The organism is Pseudomonas sp. BN415, from assembly GCF_029871195.1.
Taxonomy (GTDB): domain Bacteria; phylum Pseudomonadota; class Gammaproteobacteria; order Pseudomonadales; family Pseudomonadaceae; genus Metapseudomonas; species Metapseudomonas resinovorans.
In genome coordinates this window covers 185,759-198,416 of sequence record NZ_SSOK01000059.1, presented here as the reverse complement: position 1 = coordinate 198,416, position 12,658 = coordinate 185,759, and the positions used below count along the sequence as shown (strand labels likewise).

The window sequence follows — 12,658 nt, the reverse complement described above, 5'->3', positions numbered from 1 at the left end:
CTGCCTCACCTTGCCTGCCTGGTATCAGGCCCGTGTGGGCTTCAGGATGGTTCGTGCCTCGCCGGCGCGAGTCACCCCTCTCCCTCTGGGAGAGGGGCTGGGGCGGGCCGCGTTCGGATGAGGGTTGTGTCAGGCTGGCGCGGAAGCCTCGAAGGTCTGCACTAGAGCACTTCCTTCATCGTTGCAACAACTAACGCAGACATAGCCAATGAATTCGTCCCTACAGTAGTCGCCTTTCCTCCGCTCCGTAATCGGGCACGACCGCGCCACAGGGTCTACACCTAACCCTGTCGCCCGCCACGCCTACCGGAGCCGCCCATGCCCCGCCACAGCGTTCTCGTTGCCATTGTCCTGTCCCTGGTCCTGCCTGCCTCGCTGGAGGCCGAAGCCGCCGAATGTCCCTATCCCAAGCCGGTGATGCTGGCTGGCCTGAACTGGGAAAGCGGCATGTTCACCACCGAAGTGCTGCGGGTGCTGCTGGAGAAGGGCTACGGCTGCAAGACCGACGTGCTGCCCGGTAACACCTTGACCATGGAAAACGCCTTGCGGCAGAACGACATTCAGGTGATTGCCGAGCAGTGGGCTGGCCGCAGCGAGTTGTGGCGCAAGGCCGAAGCGGCCGGTGAAGTCTTCGCCGTCGGCGAGCCGGTGAAGGGGGCCACCGAGGGCTGGTGGGTGCCGGATTACCTGGTGAAGGGGGAGGGCGCGCCCGCCGCGGACCTGCGTTCGGTGAGCGACCTGCCGCGCTTCAAGGCGCTGTTCAAGGACCCGGAAGATCGCAGCAAGGGGCGCTTCTACAACTGCCCAACCGGCTGGACCTGCGAAGGCGTCAACAGTCAGAAACTCAAGGCCTACGGACTGGAAGACAGCTACGTGAACTTCCGCACGGGCACCGGCCCGGCGCTGGATGCGGCCATTACCTCGGCCATCCGCCAACGCCAGCCGATCCTCTTCTACTACTGGTCGCCGACGCCGCTGATGGGGCGTTACCCATTGGTGCAGCTGGAGGAACCGCCGTTCGATCAGAAGGCCTGGGAAACGCTGATCGACCCGAAGCACCCCAAGCCCATCGGAACGCGTTCGTTACCGGCGAAGCTCTCTATCGGCGTCTCCCGCGACCTGCATGAGAAGGCGCCGGCGCTGGTGCAGGTGTTCGAACAGGTGGAGATCCCGCTGCCGCTGTTCAACGGCATCCTGGCGCGCATGGCCGAGGAGCACGTCGAGGCCGGTCCGATGGCTGACGCCTTCTTTCGCCAACACAGGGACATCTGGTCGAGCTGGGTGCCGGCGGAAGTCGCCCAGCGCGTAGACGCATCCTTGAAGTGACTGTTACCTAAGGCCCCAATCTGGGGCCTGAGTGCTTCGAAATCGGGCATTTTTCATTCTGGTAACAGATTGCGGCGTTGGCTCCGCTGGCGCCGCATGGCTTCCCGATTCTCTCCATCCCCCGTAGCTGAAGGCTTTTCCGTGGATTCACCTCCGCGGCAAAGGAGTTGGCCCTTTGCTTGCTTATGCTTGTATGTACAAGTAGAGATGTGTTCAGACATTCAGCCCGACCTCAATCGCCGACGGAGAAAAAAGATGCCCGAAGAGCTATTGCCAACCTTAGCCTCCTCCCGCGGACCTGCATTGGCCCGGTTGCTGGGCTATAGCCTGATCGGGCTGGTCCTGTTCTTCGTGCCGTTCGAGATCGCGGGCCGTTCGACCATCCTGCTGGACCACGCCGCCACGGCGCTGCAGACGCATGCGCGGCCCCTGGTGATCGGTCTTGCGCTGCTGTTCATGCTGTTTGGCGCGATCGAGCCCTGGTACAGCGGCAGTTGGCGCAACGGCACGACGCGGCTCGTGTTCAGCGTGTTGAAGGTGATTGGCCTGCTGATCGGCGTGGCCTACCTGTTCCAGTTCGGTCCGGCAGCCATCTATCAGCCTGGGATGCTGCCCTTCCTGTTCGACAAGCTGGTGCTCAGCCTGGCCCTGATCGTGCCATTGGGCGCGCTGTCGCTGGTGTTCCTGATCGGTTTCGGCCTGCTGGAGCTGATCGGTGTGCTGATGCAGCCGGTGATGCGGCCGATCTGGCGCACGCCGGGCAAGTCGGCGATCGATGCCGTCGCCTCCTTCGTTGGCAGCTACTCCGTCGGCCTGCTGATCACTGACCGCATGTACCAGCAGGGCCACTACAACGTGCGTGAGGCGGCCATCATCGCCACCGGCTTCTCCACGGTTTCCGCCCCGTTCATGGTGATCATCGCCAAGACCCTGGGCCTGATGGACCAGTGGAACCTGTACTTCTGGGGCGCCATGGCCGTGACCTTCGCCGTGACTGCCGTCAGTGCGCGCATCTATCCGCTTTCCCGCTTGCCGTCCGAGCCCATTCCCGAGCCGCAGCTGCAGCCTGGTGTGGGCCGCCTGCGCAGTGCCTGGCAGGCCGGCATGGAGCAGGCGAGCGTCGCGCCGCCCCTTGTGGTCTCGCTGCGGGAAACCTTCGTCGATGGCTTGCGCATGACCGCCGCGATCCTGCCGAGCATCCTTGCCGTCGGCCTACTGGGCCTGCTGGCAGCCAAATACACCCCGCTGTTCGACGCCGTCGGTGTCCTGCTCTACCCGGTCACCTGGCTGTTCGGCCTGAACGAACCGATGGAAGTGGCCCGCGCGATTTCTGCCGGCCTGGCCGAAATGTTCCTGCCCGCCATGCTGCTGAAAGATGCCGACGTCGTGGTCAAGTTCGTCGCCGCCATCGTTTCGGTCAGCAGCGTGCTGTTCCTCTCTGCTTCGATTCCCTGCGTGCTCGCCACGCGGATTCCGCTGAGCCTGCGCGACCTGCTGGTGGTCTGGCTGCAGCGCACCATTCTCAGCCTGGTGTTCAGCATCCCGCTGGCTTACCTGGCGCAATTCATGGGCTGGCTCTGATCGCCGCCCCCGCTACTACCCTTTAATGAGGAGTCTGCCATGACCAAATTCCGTGACACCGAAATCCGCGCCCCGCGTGGCACCAAGCTGAACGCCAAGAGCTGGCTGACCGAAGCGCCGCTGCGCATGCTGATGAACAACCTCGACCCCGAGGTGGCGGAGAATCCGAAGGAACTGGTGGTCTACGGCGGCATCGGTCGCGCTGCGCGCAACTGGGAGTGCTATGACAAGATCGTCGAGTCTCTGAAAGAGCTGAATGAAGACGAGACCCTGCTGGTGCAGTCCGGCAAGCCGGTCGGCGTCTTCAAGACCCACGCCAATGCCCCGCGCGTGCTGATCGCCAACTCCAACCTGGTACCCCACTGGGCCACCTGGGAACACTTCAATGAGCTGGATGCCAAGGGCCTGGCCATGTACGGCCAGATGACCGCCGGCAGCTGGATCTACATCGGCAGCCAGGGCATCGTTCAGGGCACCTATGAAACCTTCGTCGAGGCGGGCCGCCAGCACTACAACGGCAACCTCTCCGGGCGCTGGGTGCTCACCGCCGGCCTGGGCGGCATGGGCGGCGCCCAGCCCCTGGCGGCGACCCTGGCCGGCGCCTGCTCGCTGAACATCGAATGCCAGCAGACCAGCATCGATTTCCGCCTGCGCAGCCGCTACGTCGACGAGCAGGCGTCGGACCTGGACGACGCCCTGGCGCGCATCGCCAAGTACACCGCCGAAGGCAAGGCGATCTCCATCGCGCTGCTGGGCAACGCCGCCGAGATCCTGCCGGAACTGGTCCGTCGCGGCGTACGCCCGGACATGGTCACCGACCAGACCAGCGCCCACGACCCGCTCAATGGCTACCTGCCGATCGGCTGGAGCTGGGAGCAGTACCGCGACCGCGCGAAGAGCGACCCGGCTGCGGTGGTCAAGGCTGCCAAGCAGTCCATGGCCGTCCACGTACAAGCCATGCTGGACTTCCAGAAGATGGGCGTGCCCACCTTCGACTACGGCAACAACATCCGCCAGATGGCCAAGGAAGAGGGCGTGGCCAACGCCTTCGACTTCCCAGGCTTCGTTCCGGCCTACATCCGCCCGCTGTTCTGCCGTGGTATCGGTCCGTTCCGCTGGGCCGCGCTGTCCGGTGATCCGCAGGACATCTACAAGACCGACGCCAAGGTCAAGGAACTGATTCCGGACGACGCCCACCTGCACCGCTGGCTGGACATGGCCCGCGAGCGCATCAGCTTCCAGGGCCTGCCGGCACGTATCTGCTGGGTTGGCCTGGGTCTGCGCGCCAAGCTCGGCCTGGCGTTCAACGAAATGGTGCGCAGCGGCGAGCTGTCGGCGCCCATCGTCATCGGCCGCGACCACCTGGACTCCGGCTCGGTCTCCAGCCCGAACCGCGAAACCGAAGCCATGCAGGACGGTTCCGACGCCGTCTCCGACTGGCCGCTGCTCAACGCCCTGCTGAACACCGCCAGCGGCGCGACCTGGGTGTCGCTGCACCATGGTGGCGGCGTGGGCATGGGCTTCTCCCAGCATTCGGGCATGGTCATTGTCTGCGACGGTACCGACGAAGCCGCTGCACGCATCGCTCGCGTACTGACCAACGACCCGGGCACCGGCGTGATGCGCCATGCCGATGCGGGCTACCAGATCGCCATTGATTGCGCACGTGAGCAGGGCCTGAACCTGCCCATGATCGGCAAAGGAGACTGAGCGTGAACGCGCTGAACCTGAAACCCGGAACCCTGACCCTGGCGCAGCTGCGCCAGGTATTCCACGCGCCCGTGCAGGTGACCCTGGACGCCAGCGCCGGCAAGGCCATCGACGCCAGTGTTGCCTGCGTCGAGAGCATCGTCGCTGAAGGCCGCACTGCCTACGGCATCAACACCGGATTCGGCCTGCTGGCCTCGACCCGTATCGCCCCGGCCGACCTGGAAAAGCTGCAGCGCTCGCTGGTGCTGTCCCACGCCGCCGGTGTTGGCGAACCGCTGGACGATGCCATGGTGCGCCTGATCATGCTGCTCAAGGTGAACAGCCTGGCGCGTGGTTTCTCCGGTATCCGCCGCAAGGTGATCGACGCCCTGGTCGCACTGATCAATGCCGAGGTCTACCCGCACATTCCGCTGAAAGGCTCGGTGGGCGCGTCCGGCGACCTGGCGCCCCTGGCGCACATGTCCCTGATCCTGCTCGGCGAGAGCAAGGCGCGCTACAAAGGCCAATGGCTGCCGGCCACCGAAGCCCTGGCGGTTGCCGGCCTGGAGCCGCTGACCCTGGCCGCCAAGGAGGGCCTGGCCCTGCTCAACGGCACCCAGGTGTCCACCGCCTATGCCCTGCGCGGCCTGTTCGAGGCCGAGGACCTGTTCGCGGGCGCCACCGTCTGCGGCGGCCTCAGCGTCGAGGCCATGCTCGGCTCCCGCGCCCCATTCGATGCGCGCATCCATGCCGCCCGTGGCCAGCGCGGCCAGATCGATGTAGCAGCCGCGTACCGTGACCTGCTCACCGCCAGCAGCGAAATCGCCCGCTCCCATGAGAAGTGCGACAAGGTGCAGGACCCGTACTCCCTGCGCTGCCAGCCGCAGGTCATGGGCGCCTGCCTGACCCAACTGCGCCAGGCCGCCGAGGTGCTGGAGATCGAATCCAACGCGGTTTCCGATAACCCGCTGGTATTCGCCGAAGAGGGGGACGTGATCTCTGGCGGCAACTTCCACGCCGAGCCGGTGGCCATGGCCGCTGACAACCTGGCGCTGGCCATCGCTGAAATCGGCTCGCTGTCCGAACGTCGCATCTCGCTGATGATGGACATGCACATGTCGCAGTTGCCGCCCTTCCTGGTGGAAAACGGCGGGGTCAACTCCGGCTTCATGATCGCCCAGGTCACCGCAGCCGCCCTGGCCAGCGACAACAAGGCCCTGGCTCACCCGGCCAGCGTCGACAGCCTGCCCACCTCCGCCAACCAGGAAGACCATGTCTCGATGGCGCCGAACGCCGGCAAGCGCCTCTGGGCCATGGCCGAGAACGTGCGCGGCATCCTCGCCATCGAATGGCTGGGCGCCTGCCAGGGCCTGGATTTCCGCACCGGCCTGAAGAGCTCGCCGAAGCTGGAAGAAGCCCGCGGCCTGCTGCGCGCCCAGGTGGCCTACTACCAGGAAGACCGCTTCTTCGCCCCGGACATCGAAACCGCCAGCAACCTGCTGGCCAGCGGCTGCCTGAACAGCCTGATGCCGGCGAAGTTGCTGCCGAGCTTGTGAGCCTGAAGCAAGGAGCCGGAGGTTGGGATGCAGGCGTTCCAGCCTGGCTCAGGAGCCTCGCCGCTGCGCGAGTTACCCGGGACGATCACGAGTCGTGGCCGGTTCTTAAAACAACAAATGCCAGTTACTGGCAGCGGGAGCCGGCACGACCGGCTCCTGTCGATGAACGAACTGCCTCATTCCATTCCAAGTTTCAGGAGCGTCGGAACATGCAATTCAAGAAGCGAGTGTTGAGTCTGATGTGTGCCGCTGGCCTGCTGGCCGGGGCAGCTTCCGCCCAGGCGGAGGGCTGGTGCGAATCCGGCAAGGCGGTGAAGTTCGCCGGGCTCAACTGGGAGAGCGGCATGCTGCTCACCGACCTCCTGCAGTTCGTGCTGAAGAACGGCTACGGCTGCGAGACCGACAGCCTGCCGGGCAACTCCATCACCATGGAACAGGCCCTGGGCAACAACGATATCCAGGTGTTCGCCGAGGAATGGATCGGCCGTAGCGATGCCTGGAACAAGGCCGCTGCTGCCGGCAAGGTGGTGGGCGTGGGCGCACCGATCGTCGGCGCCACCGAAGGCTGGTACGTGCCGCGCTACGTGATCGAGGGTGACGCCAAGCGTGGCCTCGAACCCAAGGCACCGCAGCTGAAAGCCATCGCCGACCTCGGCCAATACGCCGAGCTGTTCCGTGACCCGGAAGAGCCGGGCAAGGGCCGTTTCTACAACTGCCCGGCCGGCTGGACCTGTGAGCTGGACAACAGCGAAATGCTCAAGAGCTACGGCCTGGAAGAGAAGTTCACCAACTTCCGTCCCGGCACCGGCCCGGCCCTGGATGCCGCCGTGTTGTCGAGCTATCGCCGTGGCGAGCCTATTCTTTTCTATTACTGGTCGCCGACGCCGCTGATGGGGCAGGCCGACCTGGTCAAGCTGGAAGAGAAGGCCGGCGTGGACAAGAGCGTGACCATCCAGGTCGGCCTGTCCAAGACCTTCCACGACGAGGCCCCGGAGCTGGTGGCGGTGCTGACCAAGGTCAACCTGCCGATCGACCTGCTGAACCAGAACCTGGCGAAGATGGCCAAGGAAAAAATGGACTCGGCGGACCTGGCCAAGCTCTTCCTCAAGGAGCACCCGGAGGTGTGGCGCGCCTGGGTCAGCGAGGATGCGGCGAAGAAAATCGAAGCCGCTCTCTGAGGCCGCTGGGCACTACTGATTCCGGCCTTCTCCCTGGGTGGAGAAGGCCCCCCACATGACCGGAGCGAGCTATGTTCCCCGAACGCTTCACCTTCTCCATCGCTGACTGGGTCAATGGCTGGGTAGACAGCCTGGTGACCAACTACGGCGATGTGTTCCGCCACATCTCCGACACCCTGCTCTGGGCCATCGTCTATCTGGAAGGCACCCTGCGCGCCACGCCTTGGTGGCTGATATTGGCGATAGTCGCCGGCATCACCTGGCATGCCACCCGGCGCATCCTGCCGACGGTCGTGATCACCGGCCTGCTGTTCCTGGTCGGTGCGGTGGGGCTCTGGGACAAGCTGATGCAGACCGTGGCGCTGATGCTGGTGGCCACCTTCATCTCGGTGCTGATCGGCATCCCCCTGGGCATCCTTGCGGCCCGTAGCGACCGCCTGCGCGCGGTGCTGATGCCGCTGCTGGATATCATGCAGACCATGCCCAGCTTCGTGTACCTGATCCCGGTGCTGATGCTCTTCGGCCTGGGCAAGGTGCCAGCCATTTTCGCCACCGTGATCTACGCCGCGCCGCCGCTTATCCGTCTGACCGATCTCGGCATCCGCCAGGTTGACGGAGAAGTGATGGAAGCCATCAACGCCTTTGGCGCCAACCGTTGGCAGCAACTGTTCGGCGTGCAGCTGCCGCTGGCCATGCCGAGCATCATGGCCGGTATCAACCAGACCACCATGATGGCCCTGTCGATGGTGGTGATCGCCTCGATGATCGGCGCCCGAGGCCTCGGTGAAGACGTCCTGGTGGGCATCCAGACGCTCAACGTCGGCAAGGGCCTCGAAGCAGGCCTGGCCATCGTCATCCTGGCTGTGGTCTTCGACCGCATCACCCAGGCTTACGGCCGTTCGCGGCACGCAGCCAGCAAATGAGTGGCGAGAACATGAGCAAGATTGTCGTCAAGAATGTTTTCAAGATCTTCGGCCAGCGCGCCGAGGAGGCCCTGGCACTGATCCAGCAAGGCAAGAGCAAAGCCGATGTGCTGGACAACACCGGGTGCGTGGTCGGGGTCAACGATTTGTCGCTGTCCATCGGTGCGGGCGAGATCTTCGTGATCATGGGCCTGTCCGGTTCCGGCAAGTCCACCCTGGTGCGCCATTTCAACCGCCTGATCGACCCCACCAGCGGGCAGATCCTGGTCGATGGCGAGGACATCCTGCGCTACGACATGGAGCAGTTGCGCGAATTCCGCCGCAAGAAGATCAGCATGGTGTTCCAGAGCTTCGGCCTGCTGCCGCACAAGTCGGTGATCGACAACGTCGCCTACGGCCTCAAGGTGCGCGGCGAGACCAAGGAATACTGCCTGGAGCGTGCCCAGCACTGGATTACTACCGTGGGCCTGAAAGGCTACGAGAAATCCTACCCGCACCAGCTTTCCGGTGGCATGCGCCAACGCGTCGGCCTGGCCCGTGCATTGGCCTCCGACACCGACATCATCCTCATGGACGAAGCCTTCAGCGCCCTCGACCCGCTGATTCGCGCCGATATGCAGGAGCAGCTGCTGGAACTGCAGAAGACCCTGCAGAAGACCATCGTCTTCATCACCCATGACCTGGACGAAGCCGTGCGCATCGGCAATCGCATCGCCATCCTCAAGGACGGCCAACTGATTCAGGTCGGTACGCCGCGTGAAATCCTCCACCAGCCCGCGGACGATTACGTCGACCGCTTCGTCCAGCGCCGCGTGGCCAATCTGTAAGGAACGTCCGAATGTCGTTACCCGAGAAAGTCCTGCTGGGCGATTCACCGCTGAACTGGCGCCAGGTGGTGGCCGTGGCCCGTCACGGCGCCCGCCTGGAGCTGACCCCGGCAGCCTGGGCGCGCATCGAGAATGCCCGTGGCATCGTCGAACGTATCGTCGAACGGGGCGAGCGCGCCTACGGGATCAGCACCGGCCTCGGCGCCCTGAGCGACATTGTGCTGAACGCCGAACAATTCGCCGCGCTGTCGCGTAACACGCTGCTCAGCCATGCCTGCGGGGTTGGTCCGGTCCTGGCAGACGAGCAGACGCGCGCCATCATCTGCTGCGCAATCGCTAACTTCAGCCACGGCCACTCCGGCCTGCAGCGGCAGGTGGTGGAGGCGCTGCTGGCCCTGCTGAATCGTGGCATCACCCCGCGGGTGCCGTCCCAGGGGTCCGTGGGCTACCTGACCCACATGGCCCATGTCGGCATCGCCTTGCTCGGCGTTGGCGAGGTGAGCTATCGCGGCCAGGTGGTGCCTGCCGTCGAGGCCCTGGCCGCCGAAGGCTTGGAGTCCGTGCGTCTGGGCGCCAAGGACGGGCTCTGCCTGGTCAATGGCCTGCCCTGCATGACCGGCCTGACCTGCCTGGCCCTGGACGACGCCGAACGCCTGATGCGCTGGGCCGACGTGATCGGCGCCATGAGCTTCGAAGCCCTGCGCGGGCAGATCGCGGCTTTCGACCCGGACATCATCGCCCTCAAGCCACACCCGGGCATGCAGACGGTAGGCGCCAACCTGCTGGCCCTGCTCGCGGGCAGCGAGGTGGTCGCCGAAAGTCGCGGCGTCCGCACCCAGGACGCCCTGAGCATCCGTTCCATCCCGCAGGTGCATGGCGCCTGCCGTGACCAACTGGCCCATGCTGCGCGCCAGGTCGATACCGAACTGGCCTCGGCTAACGACAACCCGCTGCTGCTGGGCACGCCGGACGCCTACAAAGTGGTGTCCCAGGCCAACCCTCACGGTGAATCGATCGCCATGGCGGCGGACCTGCTGGCCATCGCCGTGGCCGAGCTGGGCGGCATAGCCGAGCGCCGCCTGGATCGCCTGGTGAACCCGTTGGTCAGTGGCCTGCCGGCCTTCCTGGTGAGTCAGCCCGGGGTCAACTCGGGAATGATGATCGCCCAATACGTGGCTGCGGCCCTGGTGGGCGAGAACCGTCAGCTGGCGCAACCCGCGGTTGTGGATAACTTCGTCACGTCCGGGCTGCAGGAAGACCACCTGAGCCTGGGCACCAGCGCAGCCCTCAAGTTGGGCAGGGCGCTGGAGAACTGCGGCCGTATTCTCGCGATCGAATACTTGCTGGCCGCCCAGGCCTTTGAGTTCCACACCCCCAGGAGCTTCGGTGCCGGCACCGCTGCCGCCTGGGAAACCCTGCGCGAGCGTGTGCCCGCCTATGACCAGGACCGTTGGCTGGCGCCGGACATCGCCCGTGCCGCCGACCTGTTGCGCGACGGTGCCGCGCTGGAAGGGATTGCCGCTCGCACCGGAGGACTGCAATGAAACACCTCTGGCAGAACTGCCATGCCGCGACCATGAAGGACGGCAAGTACGCGATCATCGAAGACGCGGTGCTGGTTACCTATTCCGGTCGTATCGAGTGGATCGGCCCGCGCGAGGCACTGCCGGCGATTCCCTATGACGTGGACGTCGACCTCAACGGCGCCTGGGTCACCCCGGGGCTGATCGACTGCCACACCCACCTGGTCTTCGGTGGTGATCGCAGCCGGGAGTTCGAGCAGCGCCTGGAAGGCGTCAGCTACGCCGAGATCGCCGCCCAGGGTGGCGGCATCGCCAGCACCGTGCGCGCGACCCGCGAGGCCAGTGAGGACGACTTGCTGGAAAGCGCTACCCGTCGCGCCCGTCAGTTGTTGCGCGATGGCGTTACCACCCTGGAAGTGAAGTCCGGCTACGGCCTGGACCTGGCCAGCGAGCGCAAGATGCTGCGGGTCGCCAGGCGCCTGGGCGAGACCCTGCCGATGACCGTGCGCGCCACCTGCCTGGCGGCCCACGCCCTGCCGCCGGAATACGCCGGCCGGGCCGACGACTACATCGACCACATCTGCAACGAGATGCTGCCGACCCTGGCCGGTGAGGGGCTGGTGGATGCGGTGGATGCCTTCTGCGAACACCTGGCCTTTTCCCCGGCCCAGGTGGAGCGAGTGTTCAAGGTGGCCCGTGAGCTGGGTCTGCCGGTGAAGCTGCATGCGGAGCAGCTCTCGTCCCTGCATGGCTCTGCCCTGGCCGCGCGCTACCAGGCGCTGTCGGCGGACCATCTGGAGTACATGACCGAGGACGACGCCATTGCGATGGCGGCGGCCGGAACGGTCGCCGTGCTGCTGCCGGGCGCCTTCTACCTGCTGCGGGAAACCCAGCTGCCGCCCATCGATGCACTGCGCAAGCACGGCGTCGCCATGGCGGTGTCCACCGACCTCAACCCTGGCACTTCCCCGGCACTGTCGCTGCGGATGATGCTGAACATGGCCTGTACCTCGTTCCGCCTGACCCCGGAAGAGGCGCTTGCCGGCGCCACCCTGCACGCGGCCAAGGCCCTGGGCCTGGCCGACAGTCACGGCAGCCTGGAAGTGGGCAAGGTGGCCGACTTCATCGCCTGGGACATCCAGCGCCCGGCGGAACTCGCCTATTGGTTGGGCGGCGACCTGCCCAAGCGGGTGATTCGACACGGACAGGAGATCGACTGTGGATAACGTTCTGAGCTTCAGCCGCGGCCGCGCGCCGCTGCTGATCAGCATGCCGCACCCCGGCATCCACCTGACGCCAGCGGTGGAGGCCGGCATGGTGGAGGCCGGCTGGGACCTTACCGATACCGACTGGCACATTCCGCGCCTGTATGACTTCGCTGCCGAGCTGGGCGCGAGCACGCTGGTGGCGCAGTATTCGCGCTATGTCATCGACCTCAATCGCCCGGCCGATGACATGCCGCTCTATGCCACGGCCACCACCGGCCTTTATCCGGCCACCCTGTTCGATGGCGAGCCGCTCTACCGCACGGGCGAAGAGCCCACGGCGGCGGAGCGCGCGCGTTATCTGGCGGAAATCTGGACGCCCTACCACCAGACCATCCGTGATGAGCTGGCGCGCATGAAAGCCGAGTTCGGTTACGCGCTGCTGTTCGACGCCCACTCCATCCGCTCTTTCGTTCCGCGCCTATTCGATGGCCGGCTGCCGGACTTCAACCTCGGCACCAACGCCGGTGCCAGCTGCGATTCGGCCCTGGCCGAGGCGCTGGTGGCGGTTTGCGCCGATGCGCAGGACTACAGCCATGTGCTGAATGGGCGCTTCAAGGGCGGCCACATCACCCGCCACTACGGCCAGCCCGACCAGCACATCCACGCGGTGCAGCTGGAACTGGCCCAATGCACCTACATGGACGAGCAGGTGCCCTTCGACTACCGCGAAGACCTGGCTGTGCCGACCCAGGCGGTGCTGCGCAAGCTGCTGCAGGCGATGTTGGCGTGGGGGCATCAGCGCTACGGCAGATGACCTGGACGAGCCGATGTGTACGCGGGAAGTGCT

The 12,658-nt window shown here is 65.4% G+C and carries 10 protein-coding genes; all 10 read left to right on the top strand.

Annotated features, from left to right (window positions below):
* Positions 1-318 precede the first annotated feature (318 nt).
* Complete coding sequence (locus tag E8F20_RS18375; protein WP_280285010.1) at positions 319-1,326, top strand: ABC transporter substrate-binding protein; 1,008 nt, start codon at positions 319-321, stop codon at positions 1,324-1,326.
* A 255-nt stretch (positions 1,327-1,581) separates the two neighbouring features.
* Entirely contained in the window at positions 1,582-2,907 is a 1,326-nt protein-coding gene (locus E8F20_RS18370) for a YjiH family protein (protein WP_280285009.1), read from the top strand.
* Between the two features lie 39 nt (positions 2,908-2,946).
* Positions 2,947-4,617: a urocanate hydratase gene (gene hutU / locus E8F20_RS18365; RefSeq protein ID WP_280285008.1), complete on the top strand. Its 1,671-nt coding sequence runs from the start codon at positions 2,947-2,949 to the stop codon at positions 4,615-4,617.
* A gap of 2 nt (positions 4,618-4,619) precedes the next feature.
* Positions 4,620-6,152, top strand: coding sequence for a histidine ammonia-lyase (hutH, locus tag E8F20_RS18360; protein ID WP_280285007.1), 1,533 nt, complete (start codon positions 4,620-4,622; stop codon positions 6,150-6,152).
* 209 nt (positions 6,153-6,361) lie between these two features.
* Positions 6,362-7,330, top strand: coding sequence for an ABC transporter substrate-binding protein (locus tag E8F20_RS18355; RefSeq protein WP_280285006.1), 969 nt, complete (start codon positions 6,362-6,364; stop codon positions 7,328-7,330).
* A gap of 71 nt (positions 7,331-7,401) precedes the next feature.
* Positions 7,402-8,253, top strand: coding sequence for a proline/glycine betaine ABC transporter permease (locus E8F20_RS18350; RefSeq protein ID WP_280285005.1), 852 nt, complete (start codon positions 7,402-7,404; stop codon positions 8,251-8,253).
* Positions 8,250-9,080, top strand: coding sequence for a glycine betaine/L-proline ABC transporter ATP-binding protein (locus E8F20_RS18345; protein ID WP_280285004.1), 831 nt, complete (start codon positions 8,250-8,252; stop codon positions 9,078-9,080). Before E8F20_RS18350 ends, E8F20_RS18345 begins: the two co-directional genes overlap by 4 nt.
* 11 nt (positions 9,081-9,091) lie before the next feature.
* Entirely contained in the window at positions 9,092-10,624 is a 1,533-nt protein-coding gene (hutH, locus tag E8F20_RS18340; protein ID WP_280285003.1) for a histidine ammonia-lyase, read from the top strand.
* Entirely contained in the window at positions 10,621-11,829 is a 1,209-nt protein-coding gene (gene hutI / locus E8F20_RS18335) for an imidazolonepropionase (RefSeq protein WP_280285002.1), read from the top strand. Before hutH (E8F20_RS18340) ends, hutI begins: the two co-directional genes overlap by 4 nt.
* The gene (gene hutG / locus E8F20_RS18330) at positions 11,822-12,625 is read left to right on the top strand and encodes an N-formylglutamate deformylase (protein ID WP_280285001.1); all 804 of its coding nucleotides are present in this window, start codon (positions 11,822-11,824) and stop codon (positions 12,623-12,625) included. The genes hutI and hutG overlap by 8 nt, the downstream gene beginning before the upstream one ends.
* Positions 12,626-12,658 lie beyond the last annotated feature (33 nt).

Bases quoted from the DNA above. Each gene is read 5' to 3' on its own strand.
- hutU (WP_280285008.1), top strand. From the start codon at position 2,947: ATGACCAAATTCCGTGACACCGAAATCCGCGCCCCGCGTGGCACCAAG.
- E8F20_RS18355 (WP_280285006.1), top strand. From the start codon at position 6,362: ATGCAATTCAAGAAGCGAGTGTTGAGTCTGATGTGTGCCGCTGGCCTG.
- E8F20_RS18375 (WP_280285010.1), top strand. From the start codon at position 319: ATGCCCCGCCACAGCGTTCTCGTTGCCATTGTCCTGTCCCTGGTCCTG.
- E8F20_RS18345 (WP_280285004.1), top strand. From the start codon at position 8,250: ATGAGTGGCGAGAACATGAGCAAGATTGTCGTCAAGAATGTTTTCAAG.
- hutH (WP_280285003.1), top strand. From the start codon at position 9,092: ATGTCGTTACCCGAGAAAGTCCTGCTGGGCGATTCACCGCTGAACTGG.
- E8F20_RS18370 (WP_280285009.1), top strand. From the start codon at position 1,582: ATGCCCGAAGAGCTATTGCCAACCTTAGCCTCCTCCCGCGGACCTGCA.
- hutI (WP_280285002.1), top strand. From the start codon at position 10,621: ATGAAACACCTCTGGCAGAACTGCCATGCCGCGACCATGAAGGACGGC.
- E8F20_RS18350 (WP_280285005.1), top strand. From the start codon at position 7,402: ATGTTCCCCGAACGCTTCACCTTCTCCATCGCTGACTGGGTCAATGGC.